The sequence below is a fragment of the Methyloparacoccus sp. NF-16 genome, from assembly GCF_056880625.1.
The window spans coordinates 22,522-40,632 of record NZ_CP174130.1; the positions used below are offsets into that span (position 1 = coordinate 22,522).

General features: G+C 64.8%; 15 protein-coding genes. 4 read left to right on the forward strand and 11 right to left on the reverse strand.

Going from position 1 to position 18,111, the window contains the following annotated elements; all coding sequences use genetic code 11:
* Positions 1-34: 34 nt before the first annotated feature.
* From ACH5N8_RS00140 to ACH5N8_RS00150, 3 genes are read right to left on the reverse strand one after another with little or no spacing between them, the layout of a single operon-like run.
* Positions 35-1,069: an extracellular solute-binding protein gene (locus ACH5N8_RS00140; protein ID WP_483282025.1), complete on the reverse strand. Its 1,035-nt coding sequence runs from the start codon at positions 1,067-1,069 to the stop codon at positions 35-37.
* Positions 1,069-1,833, reverse strand: a complete 765-nt coding sequence (gene potC / locus ACH5N8_RS00145) for a spermidine/putrescine ABC transporter permease PotC (RefSeq protein ID WP_483282026.1) — start codon at positions 1,831-1,833, stop codon at positions 1,069-1,071. Before potC ends, ACH5N8_RS00140 begins: the two co-directional genes overlap by 1 nt.
* The gene (locus tag ACH5N8_RS00150) at positions 1,826-2,740 is read right to left on the reverse strand and encodes an ABC transporter permease subunit (RefSeq protein WP_483282027.1); all 915 of its coding nucleotides are present in this window, start codon (positions 2,738-2,740) and stop codon (positions 1,826-1,828) included. Before ACH5N8_RS00150 ends, potC begins: the two co-directional genes overlap by 8 nt.
* A gap of 122 nt (positions 2,741-2,862) precedes the next feature.
* Between ACH5N8_RS00150 and gstA the strand changes: the two genes are divergently transcribed.
* Positions 2,863-3,471, forward strand: a complete 609-nt coding sequence (gene gstA / locus ACH5N8_RS00155; RefSeq protein ID WP_483282028.1) for a glutathione transferase GstA — start codon at positions 2,863-2,865, stop codon at positions 3,469-3,471.
* 100 nt (positions 3,472-3,571) lie between these two features.
* On the opposite strand, the gene potA is transcribed toward gstA, so the two are convergent.
* Positions 3,572-4,660 carry a spermidine/putrescine ABC transporter ATP-binding protein PotA gene (gene potA / locus ACH5N8_RS00160; RefSeq protein WP_483282029.1) on the reverse strand — a complete coding sequence of 363 codons (1,089 nt, stop codon included), beginning with the start codon at positions 4,658-4,660 and terminating at the stop codon, positions 3,572-3,574.
* A 138-nt stretch (positions 4,661-4,798) separates the two neighbouring features.
* On the opposite strand from potA, the gene hflK reads away from it, so the two are divergent.
* Both hflK and hflC read left to right on the forward strand, forming a co-directional pair.
* Positions 4,799-5,785, forward strand: a complete 987-nt coding sequence (hflK, locus tag ACH5N8_RS00165; RefSeq protein ID WP_483282030.1) for an FtsH protease activity modulator HflK — start codon at positions 4,799-4,801, stop codon at positions 5,783-5,785.
* Complete coding sequence (gene hflC / locus ACH5N8_RS00170; RefSeq protein ID WP_460026166.1) at positions 5,782-6,750, forward strand: protease modulator HflC; 969 nt, start codon at positions 5,782-5,784, stop codon at positions 6,748-6,750. The genes hflK and hflC overlap by 4 nt, the downstream gene beginning before the upstream one ends.
* A 23-nt stretch (positions 6,751-6,773) precedes the next feature.
* On the opposite strand, the gene ACH5N8_RS00175 is transcribed toward hflC, so the two are convergent.
* The 5 genes from ACH5N8_RS00175 to ACH5N8_RS00195 all read right to left on the reverse strand — a co-directional run bounded on the left by ACH5N8_RS00175 (position 6,774) and on the right by ACH5N8_RS00195 (position 13,811).
* Positions 6,774-7,967: a multicopper oxidase domain-containing protein gene (locus tag ACH5N8_RS00175; protein WP_483282031.1), complete on the reverse strand. Its 1,194-nt coding sequence runs from the start codon at positions 7,965-7,967 to the stop codon at positions 6,774-6,776.
* Between the two features lie 40 nt (positions 7,968-8,007).
* Positions 8,008-9,846, reverse strand: coding sequence for a hydrogenase maturation protein (locus ACH5N8_RS00180; protein WP_483282032.1), 1,839 nt, complete (start codon positions 9,844-9,846; stop codon positions 8,008-8,010).
* A 92-nt stretch (positions 9,847-9,938) separates the two neighbouring features.
* A complete protein-coding gene (locus tag ACH5N8_RS00185; protein WP_483282033.1) occupies positions 9,939-11,078 on the reverse strand; it encodes a GlxA family transcriptional regulator in 1,140 nt (379 codons plus the stop codon).
* A gap of 250 nt (positions 11,079-11,328) precedes the next feature.
* Complete coding sequence (locus tag ACH5N8_RS00190; protein WP_460026170.1) at positions 11,329-11,697, reverse strand: response regulator; 369 nt, start codon at positions 11,695-11,697, stop codon at positions 11,329-11,331.
* 11 nt (positions 11,698-11,708) lie between these two features.
* Positions 11,709-13,811 (reverse strand): ATP-binding response regulator, encoded by a 2,103-nt coding sequence (locus ACH5N8_RS00195; RefSeq protein WP_483282034.1) that lies wholly within the window; start codon positions 13,809-13,811, stop codon positions 11,709-11,711.
* Between the two features lie 290 nt (positions 13,812-14,101).
* Between ACH5N8_RS00195 and ACH5N8_RS00200 the strand changes: the two genes are divergently transcribed.
* Positions 14,102-15,685: an adenylate/guanylate cyclase domain-containing protein gene (locus ACH5N8_RS00200; RefSeq protein WP_483282035.1), complete on the forward strand. Its 1,584-nt coding sequence runs from the start codon at positions 14,102-14,104 to the stop codon at positions 15,683-15,685.
* A 472-nt stretch (positions 15,686-16,157) separates the two neighbouring features.
* Here ACH5N8_RS00200 and ACH5N8_RS00205 read toward each other — a convergent pair whose 3' ends face one another.
* Both ACH5N8_RS00205 and ACH5N8_RS00210 read right to left on the reverse strand, forming a co-directional pair.
* Positions 16,158-16,985: a polysaccharide deacetylase family protein gene (locus tag ACH5N8_RS00205; protein WP_483282036.1), complete on the reverse strand. Its 828-nt coding sequence runs from the start codon at positions 16,983-16,985 to the stop codon at positions 16,158-16,160.
* Positions 16,982-17,758: a WecB/TagA/CpsF family glycosyltransferase gene (locus ACH5N8_RS00210; RefSeq protein ID WP_483282037.1), complete on the reverse strand. Its 777-nt coding sequence runs from the start codon at positions 17,756-17,758 to the stop codon at positions 16,982-16,984. Before ACH5N8_RS00210 ends, ACH5N8_RS00205 begins: the two co-directional genes overlap by 4 nt.
* Between the last annotated feature and the right edge of the window lie 353 nt (positions 17,759-18,111).

An 18,111-nucleotide genomic window follows, 5' to 3' on the forward strand; every position in this document is an offset into this window, starting at 1 on the left:
CATTGTAAACCGAATGCTCGGGCCGCTGCCCGATTCACTCGCCGGCTTTCAGCCATTCCCAGTAATGGGTGTAAAGCGTCACCGCCTCGCCGACATCGGTGGTGTACTCGCCCTTTTCCAGAATCTCGTCCGTCGGGTACATGACCGGATTGTCCCGCAGCTCGGCCGGCAGCTGGCGCACCGCCTCGGCATTGGGCGAAGCATAGCGGGTCGTCTCGGCGATCAGCCGGGCGATGTCCGGCCGCAGCAGGAAATCGATCAGACGGTGGGCGCCGTCGGGATTGCCGGCCCCGGCCGGGATGGCGAGATTGTCCATCCACAGGCCGCACCCCTCGCGCGGGTAGAGGTAGACAAAGCCCGGCACCTCCAGCTGGGTACGATAGGCATTGCCGTTCCATATCATGCCGGCGTCGATCTCGCCGGTGACGTACAGCACCTGGGGCGCATCGGAATTGAAGACACGCACGTTCGGCATCAGCATCCGCAGCTTCTCGTAGGCCTGCCGGATCTGGCCGGGATCGGTGCTGTTGCCGGAATATCCCAGGACCCTGAGGCCGATCTGGAACACCTCGCGCATATCGTTGGCGAGCAGCAGGCCACGGCGGAATTCCGGCCGCCACAAATCCGCCCAGCCGCTGACCCGCGCCGGGTCGTAGCGCGCTGTGTTGAGGGCGATGCCGGTCGTGCCCCAGAGATACGGGACGCTGTAGCGGTTGCCGGGATCGAAGGGCTTGTCGAGATGGCGTGGGTCGAGATGGCGGAAATTCGGCAACCGCGACCGTTCCAGCGGCCGCAGCAGGCCTTCCTGGCGCATGCGGTCGATGAAATAGGTGGACGGCACGACGAGGTCGTAGCCTTGCGCCCGCAGCAGCTTGAGCTTGGCGTACATGGCCTCGTTGCTGTCGTAGGTAGAGTAGCGGACGCGAATGCCGGTTTCCGCCGTGAACCGCTCCAGCACCGCGGCCGGCAGGTAGTCGGACCAGTTGTAGAAGCGCACCTCGGCGGCGGCCGCGTGCACCAGCCGCAGGGTCGCCAGCACCAGCAGGGCGGCCATTGCCGTGCGCCGCATCAGGCCGGCCTTCCGCGCAGCTTCTGCGACAGGCTGACCAGAATCAGCGAGAACCCGAACAACAGGGTCGCCAGCGCATTCACCTCCGGTTTCACGCCCATCCGCACCATCGAATAGATACGCAGCGGCAATACCTCGAAATCCGGGCCGGTGACGAAGAAGCTCACCACCACGTCGTCCAGCGACAGCGTGAAACTCAGCAGCCAGCCGGCGGCGACGGCAGGCAGGGCCAGCGGCAGCACCACCCGCTGGATGGCCTGCAACTCGCCGGCGCCGAGGTCGCGGGCCGCCTCCACCAGTTGGTGGTCGAAATCCTGCAACCGCGACAGCACCGTCACCGCCACGAACGGCAGGCCAAAGGTGATATGGGCCAGCAGCAGCGTCGGCCATCCCAGCGGCACACGCAGCAGGATGAACAGCACCAGCAGCGAGACGCCCATGACGATTTCCGGCGACATCAAGGTGACATACAGGAGCCCCTGGAAAAAGGCCCGCCCCGGCAGGCGATAGAGCCGCAGCCCGATGGCGCCCAGCGTACCGATCACGGTGGCCATCGTGGCGGCGGCGGTCGCCACCAGCAGCGAATTCCGGGTCGCGTCGAGCAGATCCGCGTCATCCGCGAGCTGGCGATACCACTGTCCGCCAAGGCTGTCCCAATGTGTCCCGTAGGGCGAGGTGTTGAAGGAATAGGCCATCAGCACCAGCATCGGCAGGTACAGGAAGACAAAGACGCCCAGCAGACTGGCGCCGCGTAGACTAGGCATCGGCCATTCCCGTCTCGCCCATGCGCTGCCGGGCCAGCCGGTACAGCGCCAGGAACAGGAACAGCAGCCCGATGACCACCAGGCTGGCCGCCGCACCGAACGGCCAGTCGCGCGCGTCCAGGAACTGCTCCTTCAGCAGGGCGCCCAGCATGAGGTTGCGCGCGCCGCCCAGCACATCGGTGACATAGAACAGCCCCAGCGCCGGCAGGAAAACCATCAGGGCGCCGGCGACCATGCCCGGCGCGGTCAGCGGGACAATGACATGCCGGAAGCTTGCCAGCCGCCCGGCGCCGAGATCCGCCGCCGCCTCGATCAGGCGCCGGTCAAGCTTCTCGAAGCTGGAATAGAGCGGCAGGATCATGAAGGGCAGCAGCACGTAGACCAGCCCGAGGCTCACCGCCCAGCCGCTGTAGAGCAGCCGGATCGGCTCGTTGACGAGCCCCAGCCCCACCAGCAGGGCGTTCATCGCGCCCTTGGCCGCCAGCAGGCTGCGAATGGCGTAGATTCGTACCAGCGAATTGGTCCAGAAGGGCAGGATCACCAGCATCAGCAGCAGCGGTCGCCAGCGCCGACCGACGCGCGACAGCGACCAGGCGAACGGATAGGCGATCAGCAGACACAAGAGCGTCGCCAGCATGGCCATGGCCAGCGAATCGATGAAGACATTGAGATAGGTCGGGTCAAGCAGGCGCCGGTAATTGTCCAGTGTCGGGACGAAGCGGATGAAGCCCCGCTCGTCGCGGCCGAGGAAGCTGACCGTCACGACCAGCCCTGTCGGCACCAGGGTGAAGATCGACAACCAGAGCGGGAGCCCCGACAGGGCGCACCACCGTCCCAGACCCGATAACCGGGAGGCCGGGTCCTTAGCGGCCCGCGAAAAGCAGCGCACCCGCCGGAGCCGGGTCATGGCGCCGGGAACATGGCCAAGGGCCGGAATGCGCCGACAGCCCGGGCAAGCGGGAACCCAAGGCAAAAGGTCAGACAAATCTGATAGCTTGTCGGTGAATCGCTCATCCGAAGGAGAAACCCATGAAGCTCTACTACACGCCAGGTGCCTGCTCGCTCGCCGTCCATATCGTCCTGCGGGAAGCGGGCTACGGTTTCGGGCTGGTCCGCGTCGATCTCGCCACCCACCGGACCGAACACGGCGACGACTACCGCGCCATCAATCCCAAGGGTTATGTGCCGGCCCTGCAGTTCATGGACGGCCAGTTGCTCACCGAGGATCAGGTCATCCTGCAGTATCTGGCCGACCACAAGCCGGAGGCAAAACTGGCGCCGCCCGCGGGCACGATGGAGCGCTACCGCCTGATGGAGTGGCTGGCCTTCATCGCCACCGAACTGCACAAGGGGTTCGGCCCGCTCTGGAACCCGAATGCGCCCATCGAAACCCGCCAGGCCGCGCTGGACAATCTGTCGCGCCGCTTCGATTATGTCGAGGCGCTGATGGGCGCTCAACCCTATCTGACCGGCGAGCATTTCACTCTTGCCGATGCCTACCTCTTCACCGTCCTCAACTGGGCCCACTACCATCACATCGATCTCGGCCCCTGGCCGCACCTGACGGCTCTTCACAAGCGCGTCGCGGAGCGTCCGGCCGTCGCGGCGGCCATGCGTGCGGAGGGCCTGGTGGCCTGACCCCGGATGGCAACCGGGTTGCCTCAACGAGGCCCCTGTGACCGGATGACTGGCGGGAAGGCCGGAGCTCGCCTTTCCGCCCGCGGGAAGCGGAACCGGCTCATGCCCCGAGCACGGTTTCCCGACCCGGCGTCCAGCCGACAGCGACGCGCCGGCCAGGCGTGCCGTCCGGGCCGGCGATGGCGTCATTGAAGAACGCGCTGGCCGTGAGTGTCTGGCCGCTGTCGAGACGGATGACGAGATCGAGCGTCACGCCCCGGTAGCGGGTGTCGAGGATCTCTCCGCGCAGCGGTTCCGCCGTGGACGCCGTATCCGCGGCACGCACGCGCAGATCCTCGGGCCGCAGCAGCACCCGGACGGTATCGCCCTCGGCGACCGGCAAGGCGCAACGCAGGCCGAGCGGATGCCCTTCCAGCAGCACCTCGATGCAGGCGGCCGAGAGGCGCCGCAGCACCCGGGCATCGAGAAAGTTGCTCTCGCCGACAAAGCCGGCGACGAAGCTGTTGGCGGGGTTTTCGTAGATGTCGCGGGGCGTGCCGATCTGCTGGATGACGCCGGCCCGCATGACCGCCACCCGGTCGGACAGCGACAGGGCCTCCTCCTGATCGTGGGTGACGAACAGGAATGTCAGTCCCAGCCGCCGCTGCAAGGCCTTCAACTCGCCCTGCATGTCCTTGCGCAACCGATAGTCCAGGGCACTGAGCGATTCGTCCAGCAACAGCACCCTGGGGTGGTTGACCAGTGCGCGGGCCAGCGCCACCCGCTGTTGCTGGCCACCCGAAAGCTGCCCCGGCCTGCGGCTCTCCAGGCCCTCCAGGCGGACCAGCGCCAGTGCCTCGGCGACGCGGCGGCGACGCTCGGCGGCGGGCACCCCCTGCATGCGCAGTCCGAAACCGACATTGTCGGCCACGTTCATGTGCGGAAACAGGGCATAGCTCTGGAATACCGTGTTGACCGGCCGGCGCTCCGGCGGCAGCGCGTCGATGCACAGACCATCCAGGCGGATTTCGCCGGCGTCGGGCGTCTCGAAACCGGCCAGGAGGCGCAGGGCCGTGGTCTTGCCGCAACCGGAAGGCCCCAGCAGGGTCAGGAACTCCCCCTCGCGGATGGCCAGATCCAGCCCCGGCAGAACCGTCTTGCCGTCATAGCCCTTGCGGACGGCGGCGAATTCGACCAGGGGTGTCGTCATGGCGGAAGCGTCGGAGCGTGAGGGTGCGCCATACGCTAGCATGCCGGACAACCGCTGTGCAGGCGTGGCTCCCGGCCTTCCCGGCTTCGCGTTACACTGCCCGCCGGCGCTGTTGCCGCCCGACCGTGGAGGAATCCCGTGAGCACGCCTGATCCCTGGGCAGCGCATCTGCCCGCGCCGCACAAGCCCATCCCGTTCGTGCCGATTGCCCTGGTGCTGTTTGCCCTGACCGGCCTGTTCACCAGCTATTTCACCGTCCCCGCCGAGTCCGCCGGTGTCGTGCTGCGCTTCGGCCGGCATGTGCACAACGTGCCGCCCGGGCTGCATCTCAAGCTGCCGTTTGGCATCGACGAGGTCATCAAGGTACCGACGCAGCGGCAGCTGAAACTGGAATTCGGCATGAAACGGCCGGCGGACGCGCTGACCAACCCGGACCAGGTCGGTGCCGACCCGCTGAAGGAACGCTCCATGGTGACCGGGGACCTCAACGCGGCGCTGGTGGAATGGGTGGTTCAGTACCGCATCACCGAACCGGAGACTTATCTCTTCGAGGTGCGCGATCCCGGTTTCACCCTGCGCGATCTGGCCGAATCGGTGATGCGGGAAATCATCGGCGATCGCACCGTGGACGAGATCATCACCATCGGTCGCCAGGAAATCGAGGACACCTCGCTCGCCAGGATCAAGGAACTGGCCAATCGCTACCATCTGGGCGTCACCGTCAACCAGGTGCAGCTGAAGAATGTCGATCCACCGGTGCCGGTGCAGCCTTCGTTCAACGAGGTCAACCGTGCCCAGCAGGATCGCGAGAATGCCATCAACCTGGCCAACGGCGACTACAACAAGGCCGTGCCGCGGGCGCGAGGCGAGGCGGATCAGGCGATCCGGAATGCCGAGGGCTACCGCTTCAAGCGCATCAACGAGGCCGAGGGCGACGCCGCCGCCTTCACCGCGGTGCTGGAGGAATACGTCAAGGCACCCGATGTCACCCGCACCCGCATCTATCTGGAAACCCTGGGGGAAGTGATGCCGGCCGCCAAGCAGGGCATCATCGTCGACGAGTCGGTGCAGCAGATCCTGCCCATGCTGCCCCTGCCGCAAATCCCGACCGGAGCGCCAAAATGAAAGCCAGGATCATGGGTATCGCCGGCGCCGCGCTGGCGGCACTGGTGCTGCTGCAGTGCCTCTACACGGTCCGGCAGACCGAGCAGGCCATCATCACGCAATTCGGCCGGCCGATCGGCGAACCGGTGACGGAGCCGGGGCTGCATGTCAAGCTGCCCTTCGTCCAGCAGGTCAACCGCATCGACAAGCGTTACCTGGCCTGGGACGGACCGATGGTGGAGATGTCGACCAAGGACAAGACCTACATCCAGGTCGATACCTTCGCCCGCTGGCGGATCACCAACGCGATGCAGTACTTCCTGCGCCTGCGCGACGAGCGCAGCGCCCAATCGCGGCTGGAGGACATCCTCGGCAGCGAGACCCGCACCGCCGTGGCCCGCCACGAACTGATCGAGGTGGTGCGCACCGAGAAGGGACGCAAGCCGTTGCGCGACGAGGGCGCCGCGGCCAACCTGACCGGCGTCGGCACGCTCGGCGTGCTGCGGCCGATCCAGTACGGCCGGGTGCAGCTGGAGCGGGACATCTTCGCGGCCGCCGCCCCCAAGCTGGCCGAATTCGGCATCGAGCTGCTGGACATCCGCATCAAGCGGCTCAACTACAATCCCGAGGTGCTGGAGCGCATCTACCAGCGCATGATCAGCGAGCGCCTGCAGATTGCCCAGCGCTTCCGCTCAGAAGGCGAGGGTGAAGCCGCCCGCATCAGCGGACAGAAGGAGCGCGACATCAACGAAATCGTGTCCACGGCCTACAAGCGCGTGCAGGAAATCCGCGGCGAGGCCGACGCCAGGGCCACCGAAATCTACGCCCGCGCCTACACCCAGAAGCCGGAGGCCGCCGAGTTCTACCGCTTCCTGAAGAGCATGGATACCTATCGCAAGATCATCGGCAACGAGGCCACCGTGGTGCTCTCGACCAACAGTGACCTCTTCTCCCTGCTGAAGCGCATCGAGCCGAAAAAGCCCTGAGCGCAGGCGGACCGGTACCGCACTCAGGGGGCAAAAAGGTCCGGGCGGGGTGGCCCGGTGACCTCGATGGCAGCCCAGGCGCCCTTGTTCATGCGTGCCAGGGCGTGGTCGACGGCAAGGTAGGTGCCGGGTACATCAACGGTGAACTCGACGATCGTGGCGCCGCCCGGCGGTACCACCGTGGTCTGCACGTTCCTGAGCGGCGCCGAGCCGATGGCGGCCTCCGGGTAGACCACATCGAAGATTTCCCCGATGACATGAAAGGCCGAAGCCAGATTGACGCCGCCATTGCCCACCAGCAGGCGGATCCGCTCGCCGGTTCTGGCCCGCATGCGCGGCGCCTTCTCGACCCGCCCGTTCAGGGTCACGTAGCTCGGGCGGCCGTCCAGGAAGGCATGGCTGTCAAAGCGGGTAAGGCCCTTCTGGCCGGTCTCCCCGGCCGCGTACAGCTCGCCCTGGACCAGGTAGTAGGTTCTGTCCACCCTGGACAGGCCCGCCTCGGGTTCGACCAGTATCAGGCCATACTGGCCGTGCGTTTCGTGCAGGCCGGCATTCATGGAGGCGCAGTGGTAGACGTACAGGCCCGGGTTCAGCGCCTTGAAGCGGAAGCGGCGGGTTTCGCCGGGGGCGACCCGGGACAGCGTGCCGCCCCCGGCCGGGCCGCTCACGGCATGCAGGTCGATGCTGTGAGGATGCAGGCTGCTCGGGTGGTTCGTCAGCGACAGTTCCACCGTATCGTGGACTTTCACCCGCAACAGCGGCCCGGGAACCTGGCCATCGTAGGTCCAGAAGTTGGCATACACGCCCGGGGCGACCTCGGCGATCACCTCCCGTATGTTCAGCTCAAACCGTACCGTGGCACCACCCGGCCGATCCAGGGACGGCGGTACCGCGGCAGGATCGCGGCCGATGTCCGCCACCTCCTCGAAGGCGTCGAAATGGCGAAAAAACTGGCCGACATTGGCCAACGGCAGCCACGGGGGGTCCTGATGCGGGCCCAGTGAATTCATCCAGGGCGGCATGGCCAGCTGCGGCCATGTCGTCTTGTGTGCGTAGAGGCCGGTCATGAGCGCGAGACCCAGCAAGCTCAGCGGCAACCAGGCATTCCGCAGTCGCTGCCGCAAAACCGGCATGTCGACGATCCGCCAGAGGGCCCACAGGCCGGCCAGCACGCCGACCAGTACCGCCCCGGCTTCCAGAATCAGGTAGGTGAACATTCACAGCCTCGCGGGCAAGGCCTGCCTGGCCGGCAGGCGATCATGATCCGGCAGCGGGCTGGCCGGGCGCTGGGCTGGGCTGCCGCGCGGACACCCCGTTCAAGCCGGCCAGGGCGCAGCGATTCCTCTCCGCACGATGGGCCTCCTCGCACTGCGGGTTGCCGCAGGCGGCCTCCAGTGCCGCGCTGCAGCGCAGATTGCCGGGCCGAGGCTGCTTGCGGACGAAGGCCGAGCGGGCCAGGTGATAGCCGGGGTCCTCCCCCCAGAAATTGCGCCGCATGTGCTCCAGTTCCTCGGCGCGGTAGTCCGCCAGCGGTCTTGCCCGCTCGTGCGCCTCGCGCTCGGCCCGTTTTTGCGCCAGCCGCTGCCGGAACTGCGGACCATGGGCCCGCTGCTCGGCGACCCGGACGATCTGGTCGCGAAACTGGGCGAAATCGCCGGGCGCATCCTGGATCACGATGCCATCGATCAGGCCCATGGCCCGGGCCTGGTGGACACCGGCCGGCAGGCACTGCTCTGTCAGCTGTTCGGCGAGCTTCGGCCCCACCCGCCTTGGCAGCGAGTAGGTCCAGTACTCGGAACCATACAGTCCGCCCATGGCCTTGTAATGGGGATTGAGCACGATTCCCTCGCGGGCCAGCACGCTGTCGGCGGCCAGGGCCATCATCACGCCCCCCGCACCGGCGCTGCCGTAAAGGGCGGCGATGGTGAGATGATCGGTCGCTGTCAGGACGCTGAGCACGAAATCGTTCATGGCGTTGATGTTGTCCCAGGATTCGCCGGCAGGATCGTCGGCGGCCTCGATAAGGTTCAGATGGATGCCGTTGGACCAGAAATCGCGCCCGCCGAGCAGGACGATCACCCGGGTGGGCCGTTGCCGCGCATACCACATGGCCTTTTGCAGCCGGCGGCAATGCTCGGTTCCCATCGCGCCGTTATAGAAACGAAAGTTGAGATAGCCGACGTCGTTGCGCTCTTCGTACCAGATATCGCGGAACGTCGCCCCCAGACCAGCGGCTTCGGGCGGCAGCGGGATTTCCGGCACGCCGGCCAGCCGCTCGCCCAATACCTGCGCGGCCGGCAGCTTGAAATGCTGGTCGGGGCGCTCGCCCCTTGCCTTCAGGTGCGAAATCCACACGGAGCCATCCACCGCCGCCCGGCAGATGGCGCCATCGCGCTGGGCGATGATGTCGCCGGGACGCCCGATCAGCGTGCCTTCCACATGCCCGCCATACAGATAGACCGGCAGCCCGCCGATCTCGTCGAGCACACCCGGGGCGCCATCGGCGGATCGGATCTTGCCCAGGATCTGGGCGACCGAATCCGACGACCAGTCGATGCGGCGGACCTCGCGCCCGACGGCCGGCCGGAACCGGCCGCGTACCGATCGATGGGCATAGTCCAACGGGCGCGGTACATACAGCCGGCTTTCGAAGCGCCGTACTGCCACCAGCATGGCCTGCACGGCTGCCTTGGCCACCTCGTCGCGGTACAGGCTGCTCTTGCTGGCGGGCCGCATGGCGAAATCGGCGCTGGCCCAGATGAGACCGGCATCGACATGCTCGGCCGCCTGGACGACCGTCACGCCCCAGGTGGTTTCCCCGTTGAGGATGGCCCAGTCCAGGGCGTTGGGCCCGCGATCGCCGACGATGCCGGGATGGAGGATCAAGCAGGTGTGCCGTTCCCAGATGTCGCGCGGGATGATCTGCGCCAGCATCGGACAGAGGATCAGCTCCGGCTGGAATTGATGGACCGCCTCGCGCATGGTTTCCGCCGTCGTCGCGATGCCGACACCGACGCCATGTCCCAAGGCCTTCAGTTCGACATGCGCCTGCTGGGTCAGGCTGTTGTAGGCACTGGAAAGCAGGAGAATCTTCATGGTCGGACCTCGCGAATTCTTCTTGATGTTATGGAGGCATGCCCGGGAAGGCCGGAACGCACCGGTCGCGGTCTCCCGCCAGGAACTGCCGGCTAGCTCCCCCCCTGGCGGATGCCGGAGGCGACGGGACCTTGCCCACGGGAGTGCGTGAAACGGTTGAGCGAGGCCTTCACCGCTTCCGCATGCCGTGGTGTCAGACTGGGCATGGGCTGAACTGCAAGCGGGCCGAAGCGGGCACGATAATCCTGGGGGGTAATGCCGAGATGGCGCAGGAAGGCCCGGCGCATCCGTTCGGTGTCGCCAAAGCCGGCAAGCACGGCCATCCTCTCGATCCGCTCATCGGTGGAGGACAGGTAGTGGCGGGCCGCATCGACACGCACCTTTTCCACAAACTTGGCCGGTGTCATGCCGGTCTCCGCGGTGAAGACCCTGGAAAAGTTCCGGGTGCTCATGGCGACGTGGGCCGCGAGTCGCTCGAGACTCAGGTCTTCCCCGGGATGCTCCATGATCCAGAGTTGCAGGTCACGGATATCGGCATTGTTGGTTGCCTCGCTGGCGAGATAGGCGCTGAACTGGGACTGGCCGCCGGGTCGCCTGAGGAATACGACCATGTAGCGTGCCACCAGCAAGGCCGCCTCGCGGCCGCAGTCCTCTTCCAGCAGCGCCAGGGCCAGGTCGATGCCGGAGGTGATGCCGCCCGAGGTGCAGATGGAGCCATCGCGCAGGAAGATGCGATCGGCTTCGACCTTGACGGCGGGATAGTCGGCGGCCAGGCGGTCGCAATAAGCCCAGTGACTGGTGGCGCAACGCCCGTCGAGCAGTCCGGCTTCGGCCAGCAAAAAGGCACCGGTACAGATGGAAACCAGCCGCCGCACGCCGTGATATTGAGCGGCAACCCAATCGATCAGGTGTCTGTCGGCAAGAATGCTGTCGACATCGGGCGACCCGGGAACAATCAGGGTATCGATGGATTCTCGATAATCGGCATAATCGGCATCCGGCTGTATATGAAGACCGCAGGAGGCAGTAATCAGGCTGGCCTTGCGCGACAGCACACGAAAGCGGTAAACAGGCTCCCGGGCAATACCCGAGCGCATGAAACCGATATTGGCAAAGGCAAAGACCTCCATGGGTCCGGTCAGGTCGATGATTTCAACCCCATCGTAGGCGACAATACCGATGGTCCGGGCCGTGGGCGCCATTTCCGATATTATTCGGCTTGAAAAAGCCATGGCCTTGGTCTCCCCTGCTTCGATAACTGAAATGGCTGACTGTATTGCCATGGGGAAATCGTCGCGCCACCAGGGTTCCTGGCACAAGGACATTCTGCCCTCGTTTTCGGCCAGTCCCGATTTTCCTGCAACCTTACGGGGTTGGAAAATCGGGCGAACGCGGGCCACGCCCGCGAAAACAGGGTAGCGGATCCATTGTGCCGCCACCGCCGGAGCGCCGGGCGAGTCAAGACGGTTTTGCGGCGTGCCTTCAGGCGGGTTTCAGCAAGGACTCGATCTTGCCGAGCAAGCGGTCAAATTCCACCGGCTTGGTGTCATAGTCATCGCAGCCGGCTTCAAGGGCCTTTTCCCGGTCGCCGCTCATGGCATGGGCGGTCAGGGCGATGATCGGAATGGCCCGCATCTCCGGCATGGCTTTCAACCGTCGCGTGGCTTCCCAGCCGTCGATGCCGGGCAGGCTCATGTCCATGAGGATGATGTCCGGTTGCTCCGACCCCGCCTTGGCAAGGCCTTCCTCGCCGTCGATGGCGATGACGAGCTCGAATCCCCGGCGCTGCAGCCGCCGGCCCAGCATGTCCCGATTCATTTCGTTATCTTCAACCAGCAGTACCTTGGCCATGGCGCTCCCCTTCAGGCGGTTTTCCTCACGCTGGCGGCGATCCTGTCGCCCAGCTCCTGCAACAACTCGTCGCGCACCCGGGATCCCTTGCGGATGATGTACTGGACGTAACCATTGAGACGCTGACGGTCCTCGGCGGTCAGGTCCTTGGCCGTCACCACGATGACCGGGATGCTCTGCCAGGAGGGTTTCTGACGCATGGCCTCGATGAAGCTGAAACCGTCCATTTCCGGCATCATCAGATCCAGGACGATCAGCCTGGGCACCGAGGTTTCCAGCCGGGCCAGCGCCTCCCGGCCGTTGGCCGCCTCCTCGACCGACCAGCCCGCCTGCTGCAAGGTCCTACGCATCAGCTCGCGCAGGTCGTCATGATCCTCGACGACCAGTATCGGGCCGGCCAGCCGGGCGGGCGCGTATCTGTTCAACAGGCTGACCAGCTGCTCCCGGTTGACGGGTTTGGTGAGATAGTCCGTGGCCCCCAGGGCAAAGCCCATCGGCTCCTCATCCAGGAAGGTCGCCATGATCACCGGGATGACGCTCAGTTCGGGATCGGCCTTGAGCGCCGTCAACACCGCCCAGCCATCCATCTCCGGCATCAGCACATCCAGGGTGATGGCCGCGGGCTTGAGGGTTTTCGCCAGTTGCAGACCCTCGGGCCCGCTGGCGGCCTGTACCACGGACAGGCCCTGCCGACCCAGGTGACGCTGCATGAGGTCGCGGGCCATCGCGTCGTCGTCGATCACCAGCACGGTGGGCCCTTGCGGGGATGGCGCGACACTGCCGGTCCCGGCCGAGCGGTCGCTTGCAGGCGTCAAGAGCGCCCGTGGCCGGCCGTCCGAGGGCAAGGTGATGGTGAAGCATGACCCCTTGCCGGCAGTGCTCTCGACCGTGATGTCGCCACCCATCATCTGGCAAAAGCGGCGACTCAACACCAGACCCAGGCCCGTGCCGCCATATTTCTTGGAGGTGGAGGCATCCGCCTGGGAAAAGGCCTGGAACAGCTTGCTCATCTGCTCCGGCGAAATTCCGATGCCGGTATCGGCAACAGCAAAGTTCAGCCAGTCGCCATCCGCCCGGTGCTCCCGTCTGGCCGACAGGCGGACCAGCCCGCGGGAGGTGAACTTGCTGGCATTGCTGAGCAGGTTGAACAGGGACTGACGAAGCTTGGTGAGGTCGGCGCGGATCAGGCCGGGATCGCCCGCCATGTCCAGTTCCAGGCGATTGTCGTTCTTCGCGATCAGGGGTTCGATCGTCGACACCACGTCCCGCAGCATCGGCTCGACGGCGAAGGTTTCCAGATGCACTTCCATTTTGCCGGCCTCGATCTTCGAAAGGTCGAGCACATCGTTGATCAGCGCCAGCAGATGCTTGCCGGCCGAGCGGATTTTCCGCAGGTCGGCCAGATCGGCCTCGCGGCCACCGTCCTCGGCCTCCTCGGCGAGGATTTCGCTGTAGCCGATGATGGCGTTGAGCGGCGTTCGCAACTCGTGCGACATGTTGGCCAGAAACTCGGACTTGAGTCGCGTCGCTTCCAGGGCGGCGTCGCGGGCTTCGGCCAGCTGGATGGCCTGAACCTCCAGCTGGGTCTTCTGCTCGTGGGACAGTTTCACGGCGTGAATCAGCTCGAACACCCTGGGCACCAGCGTGGGCAGCACGACGGCGGTGGCGACGGAAACGGTGGCGGTGATGAGCTTGATATAGCCGGATAGCCAGTAATTGGGACGCCAGATGGTCCAGACTTCCATGAAATGGGTGGCGCCGCAGGCGATGATGAACAGCCCGAATGCCAGAAAAATCCAGGAAAACGGCATGTCGTGACGGGCCCGATAGATCAGGTAGACCAGTGTCAGGGAGATGGCGACATAGGACAAACCGATGGCCAGATCGGTACTCACATGCAGGATCCACAGCTGGGGTACCCAGAGATAACACCAGCCGTGCGACATGAACGATTGTCCGTCGAAACCGCTGGCCAAGAGGTTTCTGGCCAACATCGGCCAAGCGATCAACAGACCCGCGGCGGCCATCAGCGGCGAAAGGCCGTAGAAAAGGCCATTGCGCAGCAGCCTCGCGGTTTGCGACGGGAGGATCTCGGCCGGATGAGATATTTTCATTCTTGTTCTCCAGGCCTTGCCAAAAGCATTGGCAATGGCCGATCACCTGACGTTTTGACCCTCCATGGGCAGGAAGAGGGAATGTCGGTATCAGCGATAATCCCACATGGCGATTCCTTGCACGAAATCTGTCGGCTGTTTCGCTATCCCCTCGTTTCCAGCCATGTGGAAGCGGGGTAATTGCTCGGCTGACCGAGGTATATGAATTGACAGATCAGGCAAGCAATGTCAAGGTCGTTTCACTATCTGGCAGTTGTTTTGCGGCACGAAAATAATAAGAAATATCTGATATGAAAATACATCCGCAGGCATCATCCGCCGGATCGGGCACATTCCGTCTCGCCAAGGTCAGGCATGCGTTGCGCACGCCGATCAATCACATCATCGGCTATGCGGAAATCCTCAAGGAAGAGGCTGGCGATAACCTGAGTGCGACTTTTCAGATTGATCTCGACCGCATTCACGGCAGCGGCTACGTCCTGATGTCGCTGATAAACCGCTACCTGGGCGAGGATTGCATGGGCGGCGCCGAGGTGGACGTGCACGGGATCTGCCATGAGCTGCGCACCCCGGTCAACCACATCATCGGCTATGGGGAAATGCTGGCCGAGCAATGCAGGGAACTGGATCAGACCCGCCTGATTCCGGATCTGGAAAAGATCATCCGCGCTGCCCGCCAGTGGCTGGCCTTGATGGAGGAACAGCTGCTCGGCTCGCCGGCGCTCCTGGACCGGGAACGCTCCGGCTGCCATCGCGGCGAGCGCGGCAGCCGGCGAAACATGGGCGCCGGCGCGGAAATCGTGCGGCCCGATGCGGAACCCGCAACAGGCGACGCCAGGGGACATTTGCTGCTGGCCGACGATGACGATGCGAATCGCGAGCTGCTGGCCCGGCGGCTGCAGAAACTCGGCTATCGGGTGAGTGATTGCGCCAACGGCGGGACGGCCTTGTCGCTGGCGCAGGCCTGCCGCCCGGACCTGATCCTGCTGGACATGCTGATGCCGGACCTCGATGGCTACGCGGTGCTTGACCGTCTGAAAGGCGATCCCGGTCTCCGGCACATCCCCGTGATCATGATCTCCGCGCTGGACGAGGTGGAAAGCATCGCCCGCTGCATCGAGCGCGGCGCTGAGGACTATTTGGCCAAACCCTACAATCCGACGGTACTCAACTCCCGCATCAGCGCGACGCTGGAAAAAAAGCGGTTGCGCGATGTGGAGCAGATCTACCTTCAGCAGCTGGAAGAGGAGCGCGCGCGTTCCGAGCTACTGCTGCGGAACATCCTGCCCGAGCCGATCGCCCGCCGCCTGAAACAGGGGGAAACCCGCATTGTCAGCAGTTTCGACTCGGTGACGGTGCTGTTCGCGGATCTGGTCAATTTCACCCGGCTGGCGACGCAAATGCCTCCTGCGCCGCTGGTTCAGTTGCTGGATGAAATTTTCTCGGCCTTCGACGAGCTGGCCGGGCATTATGGCCTGGAGAAGATCAAGACCATCGGCGACGCCTACATGGCCGCCGCCGGCGTACCTTTCCCGATCGCCGGGCACGCGGTCGCCGCACTCTCGATGGCCAGGGACATGCACGGCGTCCTGGCGGAGATCGGCCAGAAAGCCCGATTGCCCCTGGAACTCAGAACCGGTCTGAGTTCCGGGCCGGTCATCGCCGGCATCATCGGCCAGAGCAAGTTCATCTATGACCTCTGGGGCGACACCGTCAATACCGCCAGCCGCATGGAATCGCATGGCTTGCCGGGCCGGATCCAGCTGGATGAGGCCACCTACCGGCTGGCCCGTTCGGAATTCGGCTTTGCCTGTCGCGGCTTCATCGAGATCAAGGGAAAGGAACCGATGCGCGCCTACCTGATCGAGGACTAAGGGCCCCCGATCCATTCGCGCACTACGGGAAATGGCGGGGAAATCTTCTCCCCAACGCTGTGGATAACCGGGGCGCTGTCCGGAGTGGCCCTCCGAGAGCCTGTTTATCCACAGTCCGGTCGCAGGCTGTTGAAGCATTTTCCACAGCCTAATGACAACGCAAGCAATTGATTCGGTGTGAAAAAACGCTCCATCAACAGGAAAATGGGGCGCTAGTAACCAACAAGATTTCTATCTTCTTCTCTTTATGATGATGGCATGGGAAATCGTATTGCTGAGATCCGGTGCTGCCGCTCATCCCGTTGGAAGTTCGACGTGTCAGTCAGTCTGCGGGAGCGGGCAGGTGTCGATGGCGTTAGGGCAACGGCTGGGGATAAGCGCGACAGCCAGCCGATCCCGCAAGGGGCAGCGTGTTGGGAAACCGCTTCCGGCTTGCCTTGGCCAAGGTAAGCCTTGCGCGCGAGATTTGCCGTTACCCTGCGGACGTCTCCGGCCGCTGGAGACGCCACAGGCTGCCATCGACGTATCGCCAGCCATCCATCGCACCCGCGCACAGGCGGGGGAACAGCCACCCGGGATCGCCGCCCTCGACCTTCACCCGCGGCAGGCGCAATCGATCGCTGCCGGGCCGGATGACGCCATGCTGGGCAATGAACACGCTGGTGTAACCGGCCGTGGCCAGAAGCCGGGCGGTCGTGGGGTTCTCGTCGAAACGCATGCCGAACGGGTAGGCAAAGCTGTTGATGGCCTGCCCGAGCTGCTGCTCCAGCAGCTGTTTGGAGCACACGGCTTCCTGCCACGCCGCCTCCGGTGACATTCGCCCCAACGAGCGATGGGTATGGGCATGGGAGCCGATGACAAGGCCGAGGTCACGCAATTCACGGACCTGTTGCCAGCTGAGATAGCCTTCGCTCTCGACCAGCGCGGTGGTGATGAAGGCGACGCCCGGAATGCCGTACCGCTGCATGATCGGGGCGGCGACGGTACGGACGCTGCGCAACCCGTCATCCAGGGTCACCAGTACCGAACCCTGTTTGAGTGCGACGTCGCCCCGGACAACGCGAAGCACATCGTCCAGCGAGACCGCGAGCTGGTGTTCGGCAAGGAACCGCATCTGGGCCTCGAAGGCCGAGGGCGCGACACACCAGGGGTCGCGAAACGAGTCGCCGACGCCATGATAGGTCAGCGCCCGGACCACCGCCTCGCCGGAGGCGTGCCGCGGGCGTGCCAGGCAAGCGCCGAGGGCCATACCGCATCGGGCGGTTTTCTTGATGATCCAGCGGGTGCGGCCGATGCTCATCCGGGGGTTCCTCGCCGCCTGGCCCGGGCGAGGCGCAGCAGGAATCGGGGGTTGCCCAGCAAGTAGCGTCGCGCCTTGTGCGGTTGCCGGATCAGGATGTTCACCCACTCATGTCCCAGCGCGCGCATCCATGCGGGGGCGCGCACAAGGTCGCCGGACCAGTAGTCGAACAGGCCACCGACCCCCAGGCAGACCGGAATGCGCAGCTGGTGCCGATGCTGGTGCAGCCACCGTTCCTGCACGGGATTGCCCATGCCGGCCAGCAGCACATGCGGCGCTGCGGCATTGATCGCTTCGACGACGCGGGCGCTCTCGACCGCATCGATGAAGCCGTGGTGATAGCCCGCCAGCGTCCAGGCGGGGAAATGCCGGCGCACGTAGGCGGCGGCGCGCTCGATCCGGTCTGGCCGGTTGCCGAGCAGGTAGACTCGCCGGCCCGCACCGGGACGTGAACGCAACAGCCGGAGTATCAGGTCGGTCCCGTTGACGTTGTCCCGCAACCGCTGGCGATGCAGGGCGCGCATGGCCCAGCGAACCCCGGTGCCATCCCCGAACACATGATCGGCGCTTCCCAGCACCTCGCGGTACCCGGGGTTGTCGCAGGCCAGATTGAGCGTGTGCGCATTGGCGAAGTAGACGCAGTGCGTGCGGGCGGGCCGGGCATCGATCATGCCCTCGAGCAGGGCCAGCGCCTCCTCCAGGGTCGCATCGGTAATCGGCACGCCGAACACCGGCAATTGCCGAAGCGTTTGCTGTGGGGCGCTGTGCGTCATGGGTTACTTCTTTCCGTCTGGGTGAACCGTCGCATCTCGGCACGCATCAAGAGTCCGGATGTTCATGGCGTAGCAACGGGAAACCATCCGAGCCTGATTTGGGCACCTCGAAAAACCCCGGATTTCGTCAGATTTATCTCTGTAACCTACTGATTTACAGGACGTGATTTTTCGGAAAATGAGGTTTTCCGAGGTGCCCATTTGTGGGTCATTTTTCTGCATGGCCTGCCTGCGCGCAAGCCGCTCGCGCGAAAAGGGAAATTTTCCCGGCGCTCTCTCACCGCGGCTGTCCCGTGTCTGGGTTTGAGGCGGATAAAGAACCTGCCGGGCAAGGCTTTGCTCCAGGTCGGAGC

What these genes read in the sequence shown, in the direction of transcription:
- ACH5N8_RS00140 (WP_483282025.1), bottom strand. Translation starts at nt 1,069, where the DNA reads ATGCGGCGCACGGCAATGGCCGCCCTGCTGGTGCTGGCGACCCTGCGG.
- potC (WP_483282026.1), bottom strand. Translation starts at nt 1,833, where the DNA reads ATGCCTAGTCTACGCGGCGCCAGTCTGCTGGGCGTCTTTGTCTTCCTG.
- ACH5N8_RS00150 (WP_483282027.1), bottom strand. Translation starts at nt 2,740, where the DNA reads ATGACCCGGCTCCGGCGGGTGCGCTGCTTTTCGCGGGCCGCTAAGGAC.
- gstA (WP_483282028.1), top strand. Translation starts at nt 2,863, where the DNA reads ATGAAGCTCTACTACACGCCAGGTGCCTGCTCGCTCGCCGTCCATATC.
- potA (WP_483282029.1), bottom strand. Translation starts at nt 4,660, where the DNA reads ATGACGACACCCCTGGTCGAATTCGCCGCCGTCCGCAAGGGCTATGAC.
- hflC (WP_460026166.1), top strand. Translation starts at nt 5,782, where the DNA reads ATGAAAGCCAGGATCATGGGTATCGCCGGCGCCGCGCTGGCGGCACTG.
- ACH5N8_RS00175 (WP_483282031.1), bottom strand. Translation starts at nt 7,967, where the DNA reads ATGTTCACCTACCTGATTCTGGAAGCCGGGGCGGTACTGGTCGGCGTG.
- ACH5N8_RS00180 (WP_483282032.1), bottom strand. Translation starts at nt 9,846, where the DNA reads ATGAAGATTCTCCTGCTTTCCAGTGCCTACAACAGCCTGACCCAGCAG.
- ACH5N8_RS00185 (WP_483282033.1), bottom strand. Translation starts at nt 11,078, where the DNA reads ATGGCTTTTTCAAGCCGAATAATATCGGAAATGGCGCCCACGGCCCGG.
- ACH5N8_RS00190 (WP_460026170.1), bottom strand. Translation starts at nt 11,697, where the DNA reads ATGGCCAAGGTACTGCTGGTTGAAGATAACGAAATGAATCGGGACATG.
- ACH5N8_RS00195 (WP_483282034.1), bottom strand. Translation starts at nt 13,811, where the DNA reads ATGAAAATATCTCATCCGGCCGAGATCCTCCCGTCGCAAACCGCGAGG.
- ACH5N8_RS00200 (WP_483282035.1), top strand. Translation starts at nt 14,102, where the DNA reads ATGAAAATACATCCGCAGGCATCATCCGCCGGATCGGGCACATTCCGT.
- ACH5N8_RS00205 (WP_483282036.1), bottom strand. Translation starts at nt 16,985, where the DNA reads ATGAGCATCGGCCGCACCCGCTGGATCATCAAGAAAACCGCCCGATGC.
- ACH5N8_RS00210 (WP_483282037.1), bottom strand. Translation starts at nt 17,758, where the DNA reads ATGACGCACAGCGCCCCACAGCAAACGCTTCGGCAATTGCCGGTGTTC.